The sequence below is a fragment of the Rhodoluna sp. genome (assembly GCF_024641065.1).
Classification (GTDB): domain Bacteria; phylum Actinomycetota; class Actinomycetes; order Actinomycetales; family Microbacteriaceae; genus Rhodoluna.
In genome coordinates this window covers 1-20,532 of sequence record NZ_JAHEDV010000005.1, presented here as the reverse complement: position 1 = coordinate 20,532, position 20,532 = coordinate 1, and the positions used below count along the sequence as shown (strand labels likewise).

Annotated in this window: 20 protein-coding genes; 10 read left to right on the top strand and 10 right to left on the bottom strand. The window is 52.4% G+C overall.

Annotation, left to right across the window (positions count from 1 at the left end; genetic code table 11):
* The first annotated feature begins 99 nt into the window (after positions 1 to 99).
* Together Q0L26_RS04575 and Q0L26_RS04570 are read left to right on the top strand one after the other, a co-directional pair.
* Positions 100 to 1,719 carry an acyl-CoA carboxylase subunit beta gene (locus Q0L26_RS04575; RefSeq protein WP_296648016.1) on the top strand — a complete coding sequence of 540 codons (1,620 nt, stop codon included), beginning with the start codon at positions 100 to 102 and terminating at the stop codon, positions 1,717 to 1,719.
* Positions 1,719 to 1,979 carry an acyl-CoA carboxylase subunit epsilon gene (locus Q0L26_RS04570; protein WP_296648013.1) on the top strand — a complete coding sequence of 87 codons (261 nt, stop codon included), beginning with the start codon at positions 1,719 to 1,721 and terminating at the stop codon, positions 1,977 to 1,979. Before Q0L26_RS04575 ends, Q0L26_RS04570 begins: the two co-directional genes overlap by 1 nt.
* Before the next feature lie 199 nt (positions 1,980 to 2,178).
* Here the strand turns inward: Q0L26_RS04570 and Q0L26_RS04565 are convergent, their stop codons facing one another.
* The 4 genes from Q0L26_RS04565 to Q0L26_RS04550 are packed head-to-tail and all read right to left on the bottom strand — an operon-like array spanning position 2,179 to position 6,235.
* Positions 2,179 to 3,144: a hypothetical protein gene (locus Q0L26_RS04565; protein WP_296648010.1), complete on the bottom strand. Its 966-nt coding sequence runs from the start codon at positions 3,142 to 3,144 to the stop codon at positions 2,179 to 2,181.
* Entirely contained in the window at positions 3,141 to 4,274 is a 1,134-nt protein-coding gene (locus Q0L26_RS04560) for an ATP-binding protein (protein ID WP_296648008.1), read from the bottom strand. Before Q0L26_RS04560 ends, Q0L26_RS04565 begins: the two co-directional genes overlap by 4 nt.
* Before the next feature lie 59 nt (positions 4,275 to 4,333).
* Positions 4,334 to 4,993 (bottom strand): response regulator transcription factor, encoded by a 660-nt coding sequence (locus tag Q0L26_RS04555; protein WP_296648005.1) that lies wholly within the window; start codon positions 4,991 to 4,993, stop codon positions 4,334 to 4,336.
* A 3-nt stretch (positions 4,994 to 4,996) separates the two neighbouring features.
* A complete protein-coding gene (locus Q0L26_RS04550) occupies positions 4,997 to 6,235 on the bottom strand; it encodes a TRAM domain-containing protein (protein WP_296648003.1) in 1,239 nt (412 codons plus the stop codon).
* A 25-nt stretch (positions 6,236 to 6,260) separates the two neighbouring features.
* On the opposite strand from Q0L26_RS04550, the gene Q0L26_RS04545 reads away from it, so the two are divergent.
* Entirely contained in the window at positions 6,261 to 6,905 is a 645-nt protein-coding gene (locus Q0L26_RS04545) for a nucleoside triphosphate pyrophosphatase (RefSeq protein ID WP_296648000.1), read from the top strand.
* A 123-nt stretch (positions 6,906 to 7,028) separates the two neighbouring features.
* Positions 7,029 to 8,828 (top strand): biotin carboxylase N-terminal domain-containing protein, encoded by a 1,800-nt coding sequence (locus Q0L26_RS04540; protein ID WP_296647998.1) that lies wholly within the window; start codon positions 7,029 to 7,031, stop codon positions 8,826 to 8,828.
* Between the two features lie 8 nt (positions 8,829 to 8,836).
* Here Q0L26_RS04540 and Q0L26_RS04535 read toward each other — a convergent pair whose 3' ends face one another.
* On the bottom strand, positions 8,837 to 10,255 hold the full coding sequence (locus Q0L26_RS04535; protein WP_296647995.1) for an NAD(P)H-quinone dehydrogenase: 1,419 nt from the start codon (positions 10,253 to 10,255) through the stop codon (positions 8,837 to 8,839).
* A gap of 56 nt (positions 10,256 to 10,311) precedes the next feature.
* On the opposite strand from Q0L26_RS04535, the gene Q0L26_RS04530 reads away from it, so the two are divergent.
* Both Q0L26_RS04530 and Q0L26_RS04525 read left to right on the top strand, forming a co-directional pair.
* Positions 10,312 to 11,109: a purine-nucleoside phosphorylase gene (locus tag Q0L26_RS04530; protein ID WP_296647992.1), complete on the top strand. Its 798-nt coding sequence runs from the start codon at positions 10,312 to 10,314 to the stop codon at positions 11,107 to 11,109.
* A gap of 2 nt (positions 11,110 to 11,111) precedes the next feature.
* Positions 11,112 to 12,764: a phospho-sugar mutase gene (locus Q0L26_RS04525; protein ID WP_296647990.1), complete on the top strand. Its 1,653-nt coding sequence runs from the start codon at positions 11,112 to 11,114 to the stop codon at positions 12,762 to 12,764.
* Here the strand turns inward: Q0L26_RS04525 and Q0L26_RS04520 are convergent.
* The 5 genes from Q0L26_RS04520 to Q0L26_RS04500 are packed head-to-tail and all read right to left on the bottom strand — an operon-like array spanning position 12,761 to position 16,643.
* Positions 12,761 to 13,030 (bottom strand): PTS sugar transporter subunit IIB, encoded by a 270-nt coding sequence (locus Q0L26_RS04520; protein ID WP_296647988.1) that lies wholly within the window; start codon positions 13,028 to 13,030, stop codon positions 12,761 to 12,763. The two genes, Q0L26_RS04525 and Q0L26_RS04520, sit on opposite strands and share 4 nt — an antisense overlap.
* Positions 13,031 to 13,052: 22 nt before the next feature.
* Positions 13,053 to 13,499 carry a PTS sugar transporter subunit IIA gene (locus tag Q0L26_RS04515; protein WP_296647986.1) on the bottom strand — a complete coding sequence of 149 codons (447 nt, stop codon included), beginning with the start codon at positions 13,497 to 13,499 and terminating at the stop codon, positions 13,053 to 13,055.
* A gap of 1 nt (position 13,500) precedes the next feature.
* Positions 13,501 to 14,598 (bottom strand): adenosine deaminase, encoded by a 1,098-nt coding sequence (locus Q0L26_RS04510; RefSeq protein WP_296647983.1) that lies wholly within the window; start codon positions 14,596 to 14,598, stop codon positions 13,501 to 13,503.
* A gap of 23 nt (positions 14,599 to 14,621) precedes the next feature.
* On the bottom strand, positions 14,622 to 15,524 hold the full coding sequence (locus Q0L26_RS04505) for a BMP family ABC transporter substrate-binding protein (protein ID WP_296647981.1): 903 nt from the start codon (positions 15,522 to 15,524) through the stop codon (positions 14,622 to 14,624).
* The gene (locus Q0L26_RS04500; protein WP_296647978.1) at positions 15,525 to 16,643 is read right to left on the bottom strand and encodes a mannose-1-phosphate guanylyltransferase; all 1,119 of its coding nucleotides are present in this window, start codon (positions 16,641 to 16,643) and stop codon (positions 15,525 to 15,527) included. It lies immediately after the preceding gene.
* A gap of 123 nt (positions 16,644 to 16,766) precedes the next feature.
* On the opposite strand from Q0L26_RS04500, the gene sdhC reads away from it, so the two are divergent.
* From sdhC to Q0L26_RS04480, 4 genes are read left to right on the top strand one after another with little or no spacing between them, the layout of a single operon-like run.
* Positions 16,767 to 17,144 carry a succinate dehydrogenase, cytochrome b556 subunit gene (gene sdhC, locus Q0L26_RS04495; RefSeq protein ID WP_296648173.1) on the top strand — a complete coding sequence of 126 codons (378 nt, stop codon included), beginning with the start codon at positions 16,767 to 16,769 and terminating at the stop codon, positions 17,142 to 17,144.
* Between the two features lie 10 nt (positions 17,145 to 17,154).
* Entirely contained in the window at positions 17,155 to 17,595 is a 441-nt protein-coding gene (locus Q0L26_RS04490; RefSeq protein WP_296647976.1) for a succinate dehydrogenase hydrophobic membrane anchor subunit, read from the top strand.
* A 19-nt stretch (positions 17,596 to 17,614) separates the two neighbouring features.
* Positions 17,615 to 19,396, top strand: a complete 1,782-nt coding sequence (gene sdhA / locus Q0L26_RS04485; RefSeq protein ID WP_296647973.1) for a succinate dehydrogenase flavoprotein subunit — start codon at positions 17,615 to 17,617, stop codon at positions 19,394 to 19,396.
* The gene (locus Q0L26_RS04480; RefSeq protein ID WP_296647971.1) at positions 19,396 to 20,154 is read left to right on the top strand and encodes a succinate dehydrogenase iron-sulfur subunit; all 759 of its coding nucleotides are present in this window, start codon (positions 19,396 to 19,398) and stop codon (positions 20,152 to 20,154) included. Before sdhA ends, Q0L26_RS04480 begins: the two co-directional genes overlap by 1 nt.
* Positions 20,155 to 20,532: the final 378 nt, after the last annotated feature.

The following is a 20,532-nucleotide window of genomic DNA, read 5'->3' as shown; positions in this document are numbered from 1 at the left end:
TTCTAGGTTAGTCTCTGTAGATTTTGCACAGCCATTTCTGCAATTCGCAGTAGCAAACCTTCAAAGGATTCAAGCCAACTTCAAACTAGAGTGTGTTTTATGAGTTTTGAGAACACCTTCACGAGTGCAATTCGTCTCAACCCAGACATTGCTACCACCAAGGGCAAACTAGAAGACCTACGCACCCGCTACCACGAGGCAGTTACTGCCGCGGGCGAGAACGCAATTGCCAAGCAGCACGCTAAGGGCAAGAACACCGCCCGCGAGCGCATTGAGATGCTGCTCGACCCGGGCTCGTTCGTTGAGCTTGATGAATATGTTCGCCACCGCTCAACCGCTTTCGGCATGGATAAAAACCGTCCATACGGTGACGCAGTTGTTACCGGCGTTGGCACCATTAATGGTCGCCAGGTTGCACTCTTCTCACAAGACTTCACAATTTTTGGTGGCTCACTCGGCGAGGCTGCCGGCAACAAGATCATCAAGATCATGGACCTTGCTATTGCAACCGGTGTGCCAATGATCGGAATCCTTGACTCGGGAGGCGCCCGCATCCAAGAGGGTGTAATCGCTCTTGGCAAGTACGGTGAGATTTTCAAGCGCAACACCATGGCTTCGGGTGTGATCCCTCAGATCTCGATCATCATGGGCCCGGCTGCCGGCGGTGCGGTTTACTCACCTGCTCTGACTGACTTTGTAATCATGGTCGACAAGACCTCAAACATGTTCGTAACCGGCCCAGATGTCATCAAGACCGTTACTGGCGAAGACGTTGGCATGGAGGAGCTTGGTGGCGCACGCACCCACAACGAGCGATCAGGTGTTGCTCACTATCTAGCCGAAGACGAGTCTGACGCGATTGATTACGCCCGCGCATTGCTCAGCTACCTTCCTGAGAACAACTTGTCTGAAACCGTGGTCTACGCACCCGAAGGTGAACTAGAAGTCACCGATGCAGACCGCGCGCTTGACACCATCATCCCTGACTCACCAAACCAGCCTTATGACATGCACACAGTCATTGAGGGCATTGTCGATGGTGGCGAGTTCCTAGAGGTTCAGCCACTATTTGCTCCGAACATTCTCATTGGGTTTGCTCGTGTTGATGGTCGAAGCGTTGGCATTGTGGCTAACCAGCCTCAGGCTATGGCCGGAACCCTAAACATTGAGGCCGGCGAAAAAGCAGCTCGTTTCGTTCGATTCTGCGACGCCTTCTCGATTCCGATTCTTACCTTGGTCGACGTTCCTGGTTACCTTCCGGGCACCGACCAAGAATGGGCCGGCGTTATTCGTCGCGGAGCCAAGCTGCTCTACGCCTACGCCGAAGCAACTGTTCCTTTGGTAACCGTGATCACCCGCAAGGCCTACGGAGGCGCATACATCGTTATGGGCTCGAAGCAGCTTGGTGCTGACATCAACCTTGCTTGGCCAACTGCAGAAATCGCCGTTATGGGTGGTCAGGGCGCAGTCAACATCCTGTTCCGCGACCAGATTAAAAAAGCCGAAGAAGCCGGCATGGATGTCGCAGCCGTGCGCACCAAGCTTGCGGCTGAGTACACCTACAACGTGGCCTCACCATTCTTAGCTGCCGAGCGCGGTGAGCTCGACGGAATCATCGAGCCGTCAGCAACTCGCATCCAGGTAATTAAGGCACTGCGTGCACTTCGCACCAAGCGCTCAAACTTGCCACCTAAGAAGCACGGAAACATTCCACTGTAATGAGCGGCAAACACAGCGCCGAAGGCGGGCCTCACGAACTGCAAGATGCCTTGCAGGTAGTTTCTGGCGCCCCGACCGCTGAAGAGCTAGCCACAGTAATTGCAGTGCTTGAGGCCGTGCACGCCGAAGAAGCAGCAACAGCAACCGGTTATGAACGACCGCTTCAGTCATCGTGGTCTCGCAACGTTGCTCAACTGCGGCACCCGATCACGCCTGGGCCGGGTCAATGGCGCGGCGTGTATCGTTCGGGCCTTAACTAAACCGTTATTGCTGTCCCCATAAGAGGGGACAGCAAATCGCTCGCGGTCTCCCATCAGACAATCCATACTTGAAACATAAGGTTTCGGTCCAATTCAGGGGAATGACCAAAGACCTTGGGGTCAGGCGATAAACCTGATTGGGGAAAGAAAAGGCGAATCGAAAGATTCGTCTTTTCTTATTTAAGCGACAAAGCGCAGATCAGAGCTTGAGCCACAAATCGGGTGTAGCAACGCCAGGTCGGGTGGCTACCAAAGTTATGCGCCAGGTTTCACCTGCGGGAGCCCTGAGCGTTATGCGCCCCTCGGCTACGCCATCCATGGCAGTTGCCACCTGGTCAAGTAGCTCGGCGATTTCATCAGCTGTTGCTGAATCAAGACCGCCTTCATCGAGCACCATGACTTCAATGCCACGATTTCGGGCGGCGGTTACCGCCTCGCGAATTCGATCGTTCATCAGGCCGCGGCCGCGAATCTCATCTCGTAATGCCGATTCGAGCAAAAACATCTTCTTTTGGTCCGCAGAATCCAAAGGATTTTCAAGTCGCGCCAGCTGCCCAAGCGCTGGCAAAGCGGTGGCAAGTGCTGCAGCAATACGTTTTTTGTGTTCGTCGCGGGCTGCAGTAACAAATGCGGTTTTTGTGACGATAGCCAAAGTTTTGGCCTGAGCTTCTTCGGTGGCCTTCATGGCGCCCAAAACTCCTCGAGACATCAACGATCCGACCACTACGAAAATAATCGCACCAAAGATACCGGTGCTGTTGATAGCGCTCGGCCCACCCCACATGACCACCTGAAGCGTTACAGAAATCACCATCAAAACCGCGTGATGGGTGCGACCCCTAAATGCCGTGGCGGCGCCGAGGCTTGCAATAGCGCCCACGAACCAAGTGGCATAGGTGCCAACGTGCGAAACGTCGAGTTTGGCAAGCACGAGCGCTGGAACAGCAGCCGAGGCAACCACGTTTGCTCTTGCTTGCCAAATCGGCAATTCAACACTTTCGTAGAGCACTACCGATGCAACGATGCACACCACATAGATTGCCATGGCGACAAAAATTTCAAACGATGAACTGTAATCTTCGAGGCCAACCAGCGCAAGAAATACCGGATACAAGCCGAAAGCTGCGGCGGCCAAAACCACCATGCGGCGCGAAACTCTGATCATTTGGCAATCCAATCCAAAATGATTGCGGTTCCCCGGCCTGGGCCCGAGTCAATTCGAACCTTGCCACCGACAGACTCCACTCGGTTGATGATTGAAAGCCTTAGGCCAAGTCGTGTTTTAGGCACTCGAGAAACTCTGAATCCGCGGCCGTCATCCTTGATAACGATCTTTACCCCGTGCGGAGTTCCTTTCAACCGAACAACTGTTTCGGCGCCTGGCCCAGCATGTTGAATGGCGTTGGTGACTGCCTGAAAAGTTGCCTCAGTCAATGCCTCTGCTACATCACCTGGAACAGATAAGTCGCTTGCGCCTGATTCTTTGACCAAAACGCCAGCGAATACTGATCGAACCGAGTCCATGATTGCACCGAAGAAACTCCAAACGGTGATGGCATCTTCATTTTGGTAAGTTGACGACATGTCACTTTCAAGAGCACGAATCGCAGTTTTAGCTAGCGTACGCGCCTCAACAATTTCGTCATCAGTGCGAGCATTCGCCCCAACCAAAAGGGTGGTCAGAACCTTGTCATGAACCAATGAATCCACACGTGCTCGCTCTTGTTCAACCGCATCGATTGCAGCTCGCTCAACCTCGGCCCGCGAGGCCTCTTGGTTGGCTAGGTCGACCTTTTCAGCTTCAAATCGAAGCAGAAGCAGAAGAAGCGAAAAACAGCTACTGAAAAGCAAGGTGTAGACCGAGTCCTTCGCAGCCGAAAACGCCTCGGCCGATCCACCTTCGGCAGACTGGTAAATGAAATACCAAATCAAAGGCACACCAAAGAGATAAAAGCTGCCAAATGCAATCGGTAGCGAAAGCGCAGCAGTAATTGCCGCCGAACCAATTACCCACCAAACCCATGGATGAAAACCAGGTGGCAGTGCGCCAGCGTCAGCTACCTGCAGTTGCCAGAAGATCAGTATTAGGGCCGAGACTGCTGCATAGGTCAATTGCCCGGTTCTTGGGTTTTCGGTAAACCAAGCGCTGTAGACAACCGCCACCAAAGCTATTCCGTGCAGAGAAATTGCAACCAGGGCCCAGATGGTTCCCAAGACTGGCAACTGAGCAAAAGCATTCATGTAGATTTCGACGCTCGAAATCAGCAAACCAATCGAAAGTACCCTCGAGGTCACCTTAGTGATTCGAGTGACCGCAAAACTTTTATTTTTACGGGCGCGAAAGAGCTTCACTCTCATGGCTGACCCTCATCGATGATTCCGTCTTCAATGGCACGAAGAAGCAGATCCGTTTTTGACGAAGTAGGACGTCCAACACTCGAATACTTGATTCGAACGCGATCGATATATTCCTTGGCAGTGCTGTCAGAAATTTTCAATTCGTGCGCTACCTGCTTGAGTGCGAATCCAGAGGCATAAAGCGAAAGAACCTCACGTTCGCGTGGTGACAGGTTTGCTTCTTCTTTGAACGAGACGTCGGCATCAATCACCGCTGATGTCTCGGTGTTGTTTACCACTTGACCTGCCGCAACCTGCTTAATTGCCGAGACCAACTCATCCATGCTTTGTGATTTTCTCACCAACGCCGCCGCGCCAGCCTTCAGCGCTGCCGCAACCTGGTGTCTTTTGTCGGCGATGCTGAATACCAAAACCTGGGTTTGTGCAGCCAACAAAGCTTTCACGTTATCGGTGATGATCGAACCATCGGCTAGCGATAGATCCAGCACCACAACATCGCAACCAAGCACTTCGCGTTTGTCGATCAAATCACTAACGGTCGCTGCAGAACCGCAAAACCTGAGGCCATACTCCTCGCAGGCGCCTTTGAACGCAAAACGAATGGCATCGTGGTCATCGACGATAGCCACACAGATTTCTCGCTGTGACGGTGGCATCGATTACTTCTTTCGCACCAAACTTGCCACGGCTTCTACGTGGTGAGTGTGAGGGAACAGGTCGAAGGCGCGCAATTGCTTTAGTTCATAACCGCCGGCAATGAACTGCTTCAGGTCGCGAGCCAAAGCCACTGGGTCACAAGCCACATAGATGATGTGGTTTGGCCCGACTGCAAGCAACTGGTCAACAACCTTCGCGCCTGCACCTGCGCGAGGCGGGTCAAGCACAACAGTCGCGGCACTTGGGCTCGCAGGCTTGCCGCCTTTGTCGCGGTTTCCGACTTTCTCGTTCAAGAATCGCTCAACGGGTGCACAAACAGCTTTGACCTTTGAAAGATCTGAAAGGTTCAATGTCGCATCGTCAGTTGCCTGTCGGAATGACTCGACTGATGTCATTCGCAGGTCTTTACCAAACTTTCCGGCGAGAGCGCTGGTAAACAGGCCGACACCACCATAAAGGTCCAGGTTGTCAGCCTCCTTGTCGATTCCGACTGCAGCAACCATATCGATTACACATGCTGCAAGTACGTCTGCGGCTTTTTTGTGAACCTGCCAAAAACCGCCACCGCTGATTCTGAAGGTTCGACCAGCTGCGCGCTCAACGAGACGCTCATCGCCCTTTACCTTGTTGTCAATTCGCCACTGAACCTGGCCGGTGCTCGATGCAGAAACTTCGATTTTGCGAACATCTTGAAAGTTTTTGTTTTGCATTTCGAGTTCGCGAATCTCGTCTACCGCAAGAGGCAGGTCTCGCACCTTGATGACCTCGTGGCTGCGTTCACGATATGGACCTACAGTGCCGGCCTCATCCACGTGAAGTTGAACTCGGGTTCGATAGTGCAAGCCATTGGCCTCGTCATCGCCAGGGGCCGCTTCAACGGTCGGGCGAAGCTTGATTCCCGCCATGCGGTCAAGCGCCTCTTCGATGACATCCTCTTTTAGAGAACGCTGGCGAGCTAACTTGATGTGACCAAACTCGGCGCCACCGGCTCCGCCTGGGCCAGCCTGCTTCCAAAAATGAGTGACTCGATCTGGTGAGGCTACGAGAATTTCAGTTGGCTCAGCACGACAGAATGAACCGCCACGGTCTTCATAAACCACAGCCTTCACCTTTTCACCAGGCAACACGTGTGACACAAAAATCACTCTTCCGTCGTGGCGTGCAACAAAGATGCCGCCGTGGGCAACCTTTTCGATGGTTAGTTCAAGATTCTGGCCGACCCAGTTTGTAGTTTTACTCACCAGACAAGTGTGCCAGAGTATCGGTGTGACTCGTTTAGTTCTTGCATCTACTTCTCCCGCTCGCCTTGCCCTGCTGAGGGCCGGCGGAATCGACCCAATCACGATTTCTCCGGGAGTGGATGAAGATTCACTCACCGCAGAAGCTCTCGCCGATGGCCGCATTCAAAATACTGCAGACATGGTTCAGTTATTGGCCCGAGCCAAAGCTGAGGCAGTGATTCACCACCCGGATGCACAAAACGCGCTAATCATTGGCTGCGATTCATCCTTGGAATTTAACGGCGAGGCACTCGGCAAGCCCCACCAGGCAGAAATCGCAAGACAACGCTGGCTAGCCATGCGCGGTAAGTCTGGCTCCCTTTATTCAGGCCACTGGGTAATCGACAACAGGTCACCCGAATCGCCACAAACTCAGGTGGCTGTCGGCTCGGTTTCGAGTGCAATCGTTCATTTTGCAAATCTGAGTGAGCGAGAGATCGATGCCTATGTGCAAACCGGAGAACCTCTAAAAGTTGCTGGAGCATTCACCATCGACGGCCTTGGCGGGGCCTTCTTGAAGGCTATCGAGGGTGATGCACACACGGTGATTGGCCTATCGCTACCTACTCTTCGCGAGCTTGTTTTGAGTCTCGGCGTTGAATACACCTCGCTGTGGAACATCGACCGATAGTCAAAGCAGCCAACATGGCTCGACCTTTGCTAGTCGACTATGGCAACTTTCACAGTAGATTTGTAATTTTTTTGTGATTGATGGCCAATAAAAACCGGTTTTTAGCCAATAGGCTTGGGAATTATGACTTCATCTACGCAGAAGAAAATCACAAAAGTACTAATCGCTAACCGCGGTGAGATTGCCGTTCGCATTGCACGAGCTGCCAAGGATGCCGGAATTCTTTCGGTAGCCGTTTACGCTGACCAAGACCGCGATGCCATGCACGTGAAGCTTGCCGACGAGGCCTATGCCCTGCACGGCACCACCGGACCAGAAACCTACCTGGTAATTGACAAAATTTTGGGCGTAGCCAAAAAGTCAGGCGCCGACGCAGTTCACCCTGGATACGGATTCTTGGCAGAAAACGCTGCATTCGCACAGGCTGTAATTGATGCAGGCATGATTTGGATCGGCCCATCACCAAAGGCAATCGATCAACTTGGCGACAAGGTTTCTGCCCGTCACGTTGCTGAAAAAGCAGGCGCCCCGCTTGCCCCAGGAACCCTTGACCCAGTTTCTGGTGCTGAAGAAGTTCTCGAGTTTGTGGCGCAGCACGGTCTTCCGGTTGCTATCAAGGCAGCTTTCGGTGGCGGTGGCCGCGGAATCAAGGTGGCCTACAAAACTGAAGAAGTTGCCGAACTATTCGAGTCAGCTACCCGTGAAGCAATCGCCGCTTTCGGTCGCGGTGAATGCTTCGTTGAAAAATACCTAGAAAAGCCTCGCCACGTTGAAACCCAGTGTCTTGCCGATGCTTACGGCAACGTTGTTGTGGTTTCAACCCGCGACTGCTCACTTCAGCGTCGCCACCAAAAACTAGTCGAAGAAGCGCCGGCACCGTTCCTAACCGAAGAGCAGAACCGCCGCCTTTACGAATCATCCAAGGCCATTCTTAAAGAGGTTGGCTACCAAGGCGCCGGCACTTGTGAATTCTTGGTTGCCCAAGATGGAACGATCTCGTTCCTTGAGGTCAACACTCGCTTGCAGGTTGAGCACCCAGTTTCTGAAGAGGTCACTGGCCTTGACTTGGTTCGCGAGCAGTTCCGCCTCGCCGAGGGTGGTGTCTTGGATTATCCAGACCCTGTCGTGAAGGGCCACTCTTTTGAGTTCCGCATCAACGGCGAGGATGCTGGCCGCAACTTTATGCCGGCACCCGGACCAGTGCACGTTTTCAAGGCTCCATCTGGCCCAGGCGTTCGCGTTGACACCGGTGTTGGCGCTGGCGACGAGATTTCGGGTTCATTTGACTCGATGATTGCCAAGTTGATTGTTACCGGCGCAACTCGTGCCGAAGCACTTGCTCGTTCCCGTCGTGCGCTTGCTGAGATGGAAGTCGCCGGTCTACCAACCGTGCTTCCGTTCCACCGCAAAATCGTGAATGACCCTGCTTTTATTGGCGATCACAACACAAACACTTTCGGCATTTACACCCGCTGGATTGAAACCGAATGGGTCAACGACATTCCTGCATGGTCAGGTGTTGCAGAGCCTGCGGCCGATCTCGCTGAACGAAACAACGTTGTAGTCGAGGTTGACGGCAAGCGAATTGAAGTTTCACTTCCTAAGCGTTTGCTAGCCGCTGGCGCCTCTGTTGCTGGCCCTGCAGTTGCTGGCCATGCCCCAAAGCGCAAGTCTCACGGTTCAGCTTCTTCTAACAGCGGCGCTTCTGGCAACGCGTTGAAGGCACCTATGCAGTCAACAGTTGTCAAGATTGCCGTATCGGTTGGCGACTCGGTTCAAGAGGGCGACCTAGTAGTTGTGCTTGAAGCCATGAAGATGGAGCAGCCAATGAATGCTCACAAGACTGGCATCATCAAGTCAATCTCAGCTGTGGTCGGCGAGACCATCCCAGCTGGAACTGTGCTTCTAGAGTTCGAAGACTAAGTTTTCGGCTAGATATTTGGTCGGTGCAACGCGCGCGCTGCATCGCTGATGGTTCCAGACAGCGACGGATACACCGTAAAGGTCTTAGCCAGCTCATCAACGGTCAAGCGATTTTCAATTGCTACTGCGATTGAGTAGATCAGGTCTGATGCACGAGGTGCAACCACGACGCCACCGATTACTGTGCCACCGGTTGAGCAAACCAATTTGATGAAACCATCCTCGATGCCTTGCATCTTGGCTCTAGGGTTTGTGTTCAGCTGAATTTTCTCAACAAAACCTGAAACCTTGCCCTCGTTTAGTTCCTTCTCGCTCCAACCAACGGATGCGATTTCGGGAGCCGTAAAAACGTTTGAGGCCACGTTGCGCAACTCGGTTGGTGCAGACACGTCACCCATGGTGTGAAAGACCGCCGTGCGGCCCTGCATGGCGCTTACCGAAGCTAGCGGCAAGAAAGTGGTGCAGTCACCTACTGCGTAGACATTCGCGCGCGAGGTTCTGGCCACCTTGTTTACTTCTACGTGACCTGATTCGGTCAGCGATACGCCGGCCTCCTCAAGACCCAAGCCCTCGGTGTTTGGAATCGAGCCAACTGCAATGAGTGCGTGGCTACCCTTGATGACTTTGCCATCGGCGAGTGTGACTTCAACACCTTGGCCGGTGTTTACAACTTTGTCGGCGCGGGTGTTGTTATAGATGTTGATGCCGTTGCGACGGAACACGTGCTCAATCAAGTCGGCAGCATCGTCATCGTTACCTGGCAAAACTTTGTCGCGGCTTGAGATCAAAGTAACCTCGCTGCCAAGGGCGTTGTAAGCCGAAGCGAATTCTGCGCCGGTTACGCCAGAACCAACAACAATCATGTGCTCGGGCAATTCGGTCAGGTTATAAAGCTGAGTCCAAGTGAAGATTCGGTCCCCGTCTGGCATTGCATCAGGCAACCGACGCGGATGCGCTCCAACTGCAACGATGATGGTTTTAGCCTCCATGCGCTCCGAGCGACCATCCTCAATGGCGTCGACAACAACGTGGTGGTTTCCATCCAAGCGGGCAGTGCCGTTGATAACACGAACGCCAGCTGCCATCAAGGTCTCGAGCATGTCTGACGACTGGCTCGCTGCGAGGTCTAGAAGGCGCTGATTTACAACACCGAGATCGATTTCTACCTTTGGCTTGATGATCTGGCCGGCAAACGAAAACTTCACACCCAGAGTGGTTGCATGGCTCACACGTTGAGCGGCTTCAGCGGTAGCGATGAGAGTCTTTGAAGGCACGACATCGGTGAGTACCGCAGCTCCACCCACACCGTTGCGTTCTATCAGGGTCACTTGGGCACCGAGCTGAACTCCCGCTAGGGCTGCTTCATAGCCGCCAGGGCCTCCGCCAATAATTACGATGTGGTGTTTCTTTTTCTCTGCATTACTCACCTGACCATTCTGCCAGCACTACCCAGAACAATGGGCGCAATCGCTAAACTCTAGGCATGAACAGCGCAGTTGAACTAGCCACAGCGGCAGCCGAAATTATCCGTGAAAAATCGGGTGTCGAGCAGCACGAAATAGCTCTGGTTCTGGGTTCGGGTTGGGCAAAAGCTGCTGATTTAGTCGGCCAGACCGTTGCAACAATTTCGGCCGCTGACCTGCCGGGATTCCATGCGCCTGAGGTGCCAGGGCATGTGTCAACTATTCGTTCAATCAAGTTAGAGAGCGGCAAGTATGCGCTCGCCTTGGGCGCCCGCACTCACCTATACGAAGGCCGCGGTGTTGCAGCAGTAGTGCACGGCGTTCGCACGGCCGCAGCTGCAGGGGCCAAAACACTGGTTCTGACAAACGGAGCGGGAGGAATTAACTCCGCCTGGAAACCAGGCACACCGGTGCTAATTTCTGATCACATCAATCTGACTGGGCAAACGCCTCTCGAGGGCGCTCATTTTGTAGACATGAGCGAGGTTTATTCAAAGCGGTTGCGTGAACTTGCGCGCGAAATCGACTCAAACCTAGACGAGGGAATTTACTGTCAATTTCGCGGCCCACAGTATGAAACCCCGGCAGAAGTGCAGATGGCCAAGGCTATTGGTGGCGACATAGTCGGAATGTCAACCGCCCTCGAAGCAATCGCAGCAAGGTCAGTTGGCCTAGAGATTCTCGGACTTTCACTAATCACCAATTTGGCAGCCGGAATATCTACCTCCCCACTCAGCCACGATGAGGTCCTTCAAGCCGGGCGCGACGCCGAAAGCCGCATCAGCGAGTTACTAAGCACGATAATCAACAGGATTTAAGAATGAACCAGGATGCACTGCTTAGCGCAGCCCAAAGGTGGGCTGACCAAGACCCTGACCCGAGCACAAAATCCGAGCTTCAGAAGCTAATAGACAATCGAGACTTTCAGGAATTAGATTCTCGAATGTCGAAGCCCCTGAAATTTGGAACCGCGGGTTTGAGGGGTCAACTCGGTGCCGGATCAAACCGAATGAACCGCGTTTCGGTTGCGCAAGCTGCGGCTGGGCTCGCTGCCTACTTGAACGAGCACAAGGCAGCCGGCGAAAAACCGTCTGTGGTTATTGGTTTCGATGGTCGAATCAACAGCAAAGTGTTCGCTATCGATTCGGCACAGATCATGGCAGCGGCCGGCATCGAAACTTTTCTTTTCGCTGACTACACCCCCACCCCGGTGCTGGCCTTTGCAACCAAACACCTCGAGGCAAGCGCCGGCATCATGGTTACGGCTTCGCATAATCCACCACAAGATAACGGCTACAAGGTCTATCTCGGCGGCTCAAACGGCGGTTCTCAGATAACCTCTCCTACAGATTCACTGATCTCAGATGAAATAGCCCACATCGCCGAGAGCCGAACTTTTCAAGAAATCTCCAAGTCAGATGATTTCAAAATCTTGGATGAAGAACTCTTTAAGTCCTATGTAATCGCAGCACTTGAGGCCGCGGGCGGGCCTGCTAAAAATACCCGCCAAACAAAAATTGCCTACACTCCAATGCATGGAGTTGGCCTACTAACTATCAAGAACCTCTTCCATGCGGCGGGTTTTCCTGAGTTAATCGTCGTCGAATCACAGGCAATCCCCGATGGCAGATTCCCAACTTTGGCTTTTCCGAACCCCGAAGAACCAGGGGCCATGGATGAAGTTTTCGCAATTGCCCGCGAGTCAAATGCCAACCTAGCTATAGCTAACGACCCCGACGCCGATCGGCTCGCCATCGGAATTCCCGATTCGAATTCTGAGGCAGGCTGGCGCAGACTTACCGGCGATGAGATTGGGCTTATTCTCGGGAATCACCTTGCCAAAGAAGCGTTTGCTCTTGGCCGAAAAGGTAACCTGGCCAGTTCGATAGTCTCATCTGATGCTCTTGCCGAGGTTGCTAAAAAGTTCGGTCTTGGGTTCCAACAAACACTCACTGGTTTCAAGTGGATTGCTAAAGTACCCGACCTAATTTTTGGCTATGAAGAGGCCCTGGGCTACTGCATTGACCTGGGCAGCACCCCAGACAAAGACGGTATTTCTTCGGCATTACTCATGGCAAAGATTCACGCAGATTTGCTGGCTGAGGGCAAGAGCCTGGCCCAACATCTACAAGAGCTAAATGCCACTTATGGCTATTTCTTCACCGGGCAAATTTCAATGCGATTTAACGAAGTGGCTCAAATTGAAAGCATCATGCAGAAACTGCGAATAGAAGCTCCACTTGAAATTGCGGGTCAGTCAGTAAAACTTATTGATTTGAGAGTTGGCACCGAACAACTACCTGCCACGGATGCTCTCAAGTTTGAATTTTATGACCGTAGTCGAGTGATTATTCGTCCGTCGGGAACCGAGCCAAAACTCAAGTGTTACCTACAAACCGTTTCGAGCGAGCAAAACGTGGCTCAAGAAAAACTAGAAAAAATCACCGCAGCGATGAAAGTAATTTTGGCTTAGAGCAGGCTTTTAGAAAGCTTGTTGGTGATCTCTTCGAGGTCAAAAAAGTGCTCGATGGTGATGATTTCTGATGGCAGACCAGTCAGCAACCCAGCCAAATCAGGTGTTGTCAAAATTACTTGAGCGTCGCGAGATTCACGAGCTGTTTTCATGTCGGTGGCTTCGACAGTTGCGTCGATTCCCATCTGGCGCAGAACTTTCTCGGCATTCATCTTCAGCAGAACTGAAGTCCCGATACCCATTCCACACACAGCGATAATTTTCATAATTCCATTCTGCCTGATTGAGTCAGAGCAGGCTGCGGAGATGTTCGGAATCTCGCGCATTTAACAGGGAATTCACAAAAGATTCTTCTGACAGCGCAATTGCCAGGTCTTGCAGCAGGCCGAGATGAGAATCATGATCGACAGCACAGAACCCAAACACCAATCTCACTGGATCATTGGCCTTGTTTCCGAATTCAATTGGCTCGGCTAAAACCACCAAACTCATGCCGGTTTCAAGCACCAAATTTGATGGCTTGGAATGTGCCAAGGCAATACCCGGAGCGATGACTATGTATGGGCCATGCGAGTCAAGTACGTCGATCATTTCTTGCGTGTAGTCAGGGTGAACCCGACCACTCGCAACTAATAAATCGCCAGCAAGCTGTACGGCATGACTCCGATCAAGAGCCAAAGCTCCAACTTGGATGGAGTTCTCGCCGAAGGCAGCAGCCAAATTTGCGAAGCGCAATTTATCGCCCGGCTGCCTCAGCGTAGGCCTCTTGAATGACTTCAATGAGCTCTTCGCGATCATTGATTGGTTGAAAAGAGTGCTCAGCAGCATTAGTCATGAAGACTTCAAGATCCTCGATGCCATAGCCAAAGGCATCCACCAATAGCTCCATTTCGCGAGTCAGCGTAGTGCCACTCATCAGCCTGTTATCGGTGTTTACAGTGACGGCGAATCCAAGGTCATAGAAAACATCAAACGGGTGCTCGCGCATGGTGTCGCCGAGCATCGAAATAGCGCCGGTTTGAAGGTTTGACGATGGGCAAAGTTCTAGTGGAATTCCTCGGTCGTGAACCCACTCTGCCACCTGGCCCAAAACCACCATGTCGGTGTCTTCCTCGGTTCGACTGAACATGATGTCCTCGATCAAGCGAACGCCATGGCCAAGACGAAGTGCGCGACCGCTGACGATCGCATCACGAATGCTCTCGACACCGTCAGCCTCGCCTGCGTGAACAGTTACTGGCATCAATTCGGCAGCAAGATAGTCAAAAGCCAGCTTGTGTTTGGCCGGCATGAACCCAGCCTCAGCACCCGCGATGTCAAAACCAACCACGCCACCATCGCGCTGGCGAACGGCAAGCTCAGCGATTTCAAGAGCGCGATCAGCATGACGCATTGCTGTTATGACCTGACCGGTTCGAATGTAACCACCCTGCTTTTCAATCAGCGCGGCACCCTCTTCTAGACCATCTTGCACAGCTTCAACAGCCTCATCCAAGGTCAAGCCGTTTCGCAGGTGTTGTTCTGGGGCCCAGCGAACTTCACCATAAATAACACCGTCATTGGCAAGGTCAATCACGTATTCGCGCGCAATGCGAACCAAATTTTCACGGGTCTGCATCACTGCGGTCGTGACATCAAAGGTTTCCAGGTACTTTGGCAAAGATCCGCTGTTGGCTGCCTCGAAAAACCATTTCTTGAGCCCCGCGGCATCAGTGGCCGCAAGTTCAAGGCCAATTTCTGCAGCAAGTTCAAGAATTGTTTCTGGGCGCAATCCCCCATCTAGGTGATCGTGCAGCGAGATCTTCGGTAGATCGCGAATATCAAACTTTGCCATTGTGTTCTCTTTCTTGGCGCTTACTAGGGGCCGACGATCGTGCCGTCAGCGAATAACTTTTCAAGTCTTGAAATCTGGCCAGCAGCTCCGCTTGGCAACGCTTTAGTACTGAACACAAAATATCCGCCAGCCTTGCCCACTTTAGCGGCGGTGCCGGCAAACTCACCGGTGAGTGAAGTTTTTACTCCGTCGATGAGTAATTGTTCTGGTTGCATCTTTAGGTAAAGCCAAACAGCATCTTTCAATTCAGCAGCCGACAACTCACGGGTGGCTAAAACAACGTCGGCTGTTTCCAGCGCGTCTAGGTCTTTCGATACCAAAACCTCAACTGCTGCTGCATTGTCAACGTTGAATAAATCGACACCTTCCCTAAATCCATCGAGAATATTGGCCGATTCTCCGGTTTGGTTCTGGTGCCAAACCCCGACGGTTGAACTTGCCTTCATAGCCGCAAGATAACCAGCCTCGAACGCCGCCGACCACTCATCGAAATCCCAGAGTTCTAGGTTCGCCAATCCGCTTTCACCAGCATCGACCTGATCTTTTGTGGCCTCGGCATCCAACAACAAGAAGTCCACTTCAGGGTTAGCCTTGGCAACTGATTCGAAAGCAGCTTGTGAACCAACACCCGAACTAACAACAAGATTGCAGCCAGAAGTCACGAACTTACGAGCTTGGCGGCTAATCACAGATGATTTTGCACCCGATACCAACTCAGCCACTTGAATCTTGATGCCAAACTCGACCTGGGCTTGGTGCATCGAGATATCCAGAGCTTGGTTCAGCGTAGATTCCTCGAAGGTTGAAACTCCGGTCAAAAAACAGGCTTCGAAATCAACCGCGACAACCGACGGCTCGGGCTCACTCACGGCGCAGCCGGTAAGGGCTAAAACAAGTGCTATTGGGGCAAGTTGCTTGAGTAGCATTTACAGAACGTCCGAGTGTCCAGTTGCCTTCAGTGCGTCAACCAAGCTTTTCACACGCTGAGCGTGTTCCTTTGTGGTCACCAAAAGAGCATCCGGGGTATCGACCACGATGATGTCTTCGACACCGATGAGAGCAATGAGGCGATCCGTATCACTAACCAGAATTCCGCTTGATGAATCAGCCAAAACTTTGGCGTTTCCAAGTACGGCTAAATTTCCGCGGCGTCCCTGTGATTGCAGTTCAGCAATGGCGGCAAAGTCGCCAACGTCGTGCCAGGTGAAGTTCGCTGGAACAACAGCGACCAATCCGGCAGCGGCAGCAGGCTCGGCAACCGAGTAATCAATCGCCACTTTCTTGAGTTTTGGCCAAATCTGTTCCAAAGTTTTTTTGCGATCTTCGGTGTCCCAGGCATTTGCCAGTTCCATGATTGAGGCGTGAAGCTGAGGCTCAGACTTTTCTAATTGCTCCAAGAGCAGAGCTGCCGGCGCGATGAACATACCGGCGTTCCATAGATACTCGCCTGATTCAACGTACTTTCGAGCCTTGGCGATGTTTGGCTTTTCGACAAATTTGACTACATGCCTTGAATTCGGCGCCGCCGACAAACCAAGCAATTCGCCAGTTTTGATGTAGCCAAAGCCTACGGATGGCTCAGTCGGCTCAATACCAATGGTCACAATTTTGCCGGTTGCCGCGGCTTCAACCGCCTCCCGAACAGTCTCGCGAAACTTCTCATCCTCGTTGATCACGTGGTCTGCAGCGAATGATCCGATGATGACATCGGGTTCGCGCTTCATCAAAATTGCTGCCGCGAGCGCAATGGCCGCAGTCGAATCTTTTGGTGAAAGTTCCAAAACTAGGTTGTCGGTCGACAAGTCTTCAATTTGCTCCAAGACAGCAGACTTGTGAACTTTTCCTGTCACAACAAGGATGCGGTCTTTGCCGGCAAGCGGCGTCAGTCGATCCCAGGTGTCTTGCAAAAGGGTCTGGCCCGAACCGGTAAGGTCATGCAAAAACTTCGGAGCCGAGGCGCGCGAAAGCGGCCAGAGTCGGCTGCCGATGCCTCCGGCTGGAATGATGCTGAAGAATCGATCTTGGGGGTTTCGCTGATTGACCATAACAATCAAAACCCTAGTCCAAATAAGGGCAAAATCGGTTAGGGCGGCCAACCATTAGGCGTAGACTTAAAACGTTTTTCGCCGTCGAAAATATTGCCTAATCGGAGGATTCTCGTGCCATCAATGCCAGCAGGTACTTTGTATCGCGGAAAAGTTGGAATGTGGTCTTGGGTGTTGCATCGCATCACCGGAGTCGCAATTTTCTTCTTCTTACTTGTCCATGTGCTTGACACTGCTTTGGTGCGATTGAGCCCAGAAGCCTATAACGCTGTAATCGGCACCTATAAGACTCCTCTAATCGGACTTGCAGAGCTTGGCCTAGTGGCAGCAATTCTGTTCCACGCACTAAACGGCCTTCGCGTGATTTTGATCGATTTCTGGCGCAAGGGCGTCAAGTACCAGAACGTAATGTTCTGGATCGTAATTGGCATCGCCGCAGCCCTATTCTTGGGTTTCGCTCCGCGTCACCTTGATCACGTCTTCAACCTAGGTCTGTTCTAAGGGGTATCGAATGTCTGTAGTTATTGAACAACCTCGCAGCCCTCGGAGCCGCAAGCGCGCAAATCTTGAAAAGTATGGCTGGATGTACATGCGTGCATCAGGCGTGGTGCTTGTAGTCCTAATCTTCGGTCACCTTTTCGTAAACCTATTCCTCGGTGAAGGCATCAAGGCAATCGACTTTGCCTTTGTTGGCGGCAAGTGGTCTGACCCATTCTGGAAAGTTTGGGACCTACTAATGCTGTGGCTGGCTCTCATCCACGGAACCAACGGCATGCGCACGCTGGTTAACGACTACACCAGCAAGCCAAAAATCGCTAAGACCCTGAACATCTCACTTTGGGCAATCTGCGCGGTATTGGTCACCCTAGGAACCTTGGTGATTTTCACCTTCGATCCTTGCCCTGCAGGCGCAGCTGCCGAGCTTCTTCCATCGTTCTGTTCGGCTAAGTAGCTTCTAAGGAATTCATAAAGTGACCAACGCAACTCCAAAGGTTCACCACTACCAGTACGACGTTGTAATTGTTGGTGCCGGAGGCGCCGGCATGCGTGCAGCGATCGAAGCCGGCCCACACGCTAAGACTGCGGTTATTTCAAAACTGTTCCCAACTCGCTCCCACACTGGTGCGGCTCAGGGCGGTATGGCTGCGGCTCTCGCAAACGTTGAAGAAGACAGCTGGGAATGGCACACCTTCGACACTGTCAAGGGTGGCGACTACTTGGTTGACCAGGATGCTGCCGAGATTCTTGCAAAGGAATCAGTACAAGCAGTTATCGATCTAGAAAACATGGGCTTGCCGTTCAACCGCACCCCAGATGGCAAGATTGACCAGCGCCGATTCGGCGGGCACACTCGTGACCACGGTAAAGCGCCAGTTCGCCGTTCTTGCTATGCAGCCGACCGCACCGGTCACATGATTCTTCAAACTCTTTACCAAAACTGCGTAAAGCTTGGCATCGAGTTCTACAACGAGTTCTATGTTCTAGACCTAGTAATGACCAAGGTTGATGGCGAAGAGCGCCCTTCAGCCGTAGTTGCCTACGAACTTGCTACCGGCGAACTACACGTTTTCCAGGGCAAGAGCATCATCTTTGCTACTGGTGGTTTCGGCAAGATCTTCAAGACCACTTCGAACGCGCACACACTAACCGGTGACGGCGTTGGAATCATCTACCGCAAGGGTCTTCCGCTAGAAGACATGGAGTTCTACCAGTTCCACCCAACCGGCCTTGCAGGTCTGGGCATCTTGCTTTCTGAAGCCGCGCGCGGTGAGGGTGGAATTCTGCGCAACTCGTCTGGCGAACGATTCATGGAACGCTATGCGCCTACAATCAAAGACCTTGCTCCACGCGACATGGTTGCGCGTGCAATGGCTAACGAGGTTCGTGAAGGTCGCGGCGCAGGGCCTAACAAGGACTACGTCCTTCTAGACTTGACCCACCTTCCACCAGAGGTCATTGACGAGAAACTGCCTGACATCACAGAGTTTGCTCGCACCTATCTTGGCGTTGAGCCTTACACCGAACCTGTCCCGGTTTTCCCAACCGCTCACTACGCGATGGGTGGAATTCCAACTAACGTTCAGGCCGAAGTCTTGCGCGACAACAAGAAGGTTGTTCCAGGCCTTTATGCCGCCGGCGAATGTGCCTGTGTTTCAGTTCACGGCGCCAACCGCCTGGGCACAAACTCATTGCTAGACATCAACGTGTTCGGCAAGCGCGCCGGTATTGCCGCGGTTGAGTACGCAAAGAATGCCAAGCACGTTCCGGTTCCTGCTGATTCTGCCGACGAGGTCATCGCGATGATTGAGAAGGTTCGAAACTCAAAGGGCACCGAAAAGGTTGCTGTGCTTCGTAAAGAACTGCAAGACACCATGGATAAAAATGCCCAGGTTTACCGCACAGAAGATTCTCTCAACGAGGCTCTCGAGAAGATTGCTGAATTGCGAGTTCGCTACGAGAACATCTCAGTTCAAGATAAGGGCCAGCGATTCAACACCGATCTGCTTGAAGCAATCGAACTAGGATTCTTGCTCGATCTAGCTGAGGTACTTGCCTTTACATCACGCGAGCGTCGCGAGAGCCGTGGCGGCCACTTCCGTGAAGACTTCGCCACTCGTGATGACAAGAAGTTCATGGTGCACTCGATGGCTTACCTGACCAACAAGAAGGTCACCAAACCAGGCGAGAACATCAAGATCGACTGGAAACCAGTTACTGTCACTAACTACCAGCCAATGGAGCGTAAGTACTAATGACTGTTGCAGCCTCAACTCCAACCGCCTTTGAAGCTATGGGTGCGGTTCCATCGTTCCAAGTAACTCTGTTTGTGCGTCGCTACAACCCAGAAGATGGCCAAGAAGCACGTTGGCAAGACTTTGATGTTCAGGTCCACGGCACAGACCGTGTGCTTGACGCACTACACAAGATTAAGTGGGAGATGGATGGTTCACTAACCTTCCGTCGTTCCTGCGCACACGGTGTTTGTGGCTCAGATGCGATGCGAATCAACGGTCGCAACCGCCTGGCTTGCAAGACCTTGATCAAAGACCTAGACATCACTCAGCCAATTTATGTTGAGCCAATCAAGGGTCTAGAAGTTGAAAAAGACCTAGTGGTAGACATGAACCCGTTCTACCAGGCTTACCGTGACATCAAGCCGTTCTTGATCGCCAGCGACAACCCTGAAAAGGAACGCCTACAGAGCGCAGCTCAGCACTCAAAATTTGAGGACACCACCAAGTGCATCCTGTGTGCTGCTTGCACCACCTCATGCCCAGTGTTCTGGACAGACGGTCAGTACTTTGGCCCGGCGGCTATTGTCAATGCACACCGATTCATCTTTGATTCACGTGACGAGGCAGCCGACGTACGCATCGACATTCTCAACGACAAAGAGGGCGTTTGGCGCTGTCGCACCACCTTCAACTGCACCGAGGCTTGCCCTCGTGGCATCGAGGTCACCAAGGCCATTGCTGAGGTAAAGCAGGCAATCCTTAGAGGAAGACCCTAAATATCCTCGCCTATTGACGGATTAAGAAGAATAGCCCCGGACATAAGTCCGGGGCTATTCTTCTGCCAAATCCCCTTTTGTAGCGGAGCTCGCCTTCTAGTTTCCTAGACCCCCGGTTCGCTCCCAATAGTTGGCATGTCTTCAGCATAGAGAATAACGAACATTTTTAGTAGGTTAACCTACCAAATTGTTATCAATAGTTCACCTAACGCAAAAAGCCCACCGCAGGGGTGGGCTTTGATCTCTTCAGAAAGAGTTATGCATGTTAAACGACAATGGCCACCTCGAAAGGTGGCCATTGCCATAAATTAAGTCCGGCGGTGTCCTACTCTCCCACAAGGTCACCCTTGCAGTACCATCGGCGCTGGAGGTCTTAGC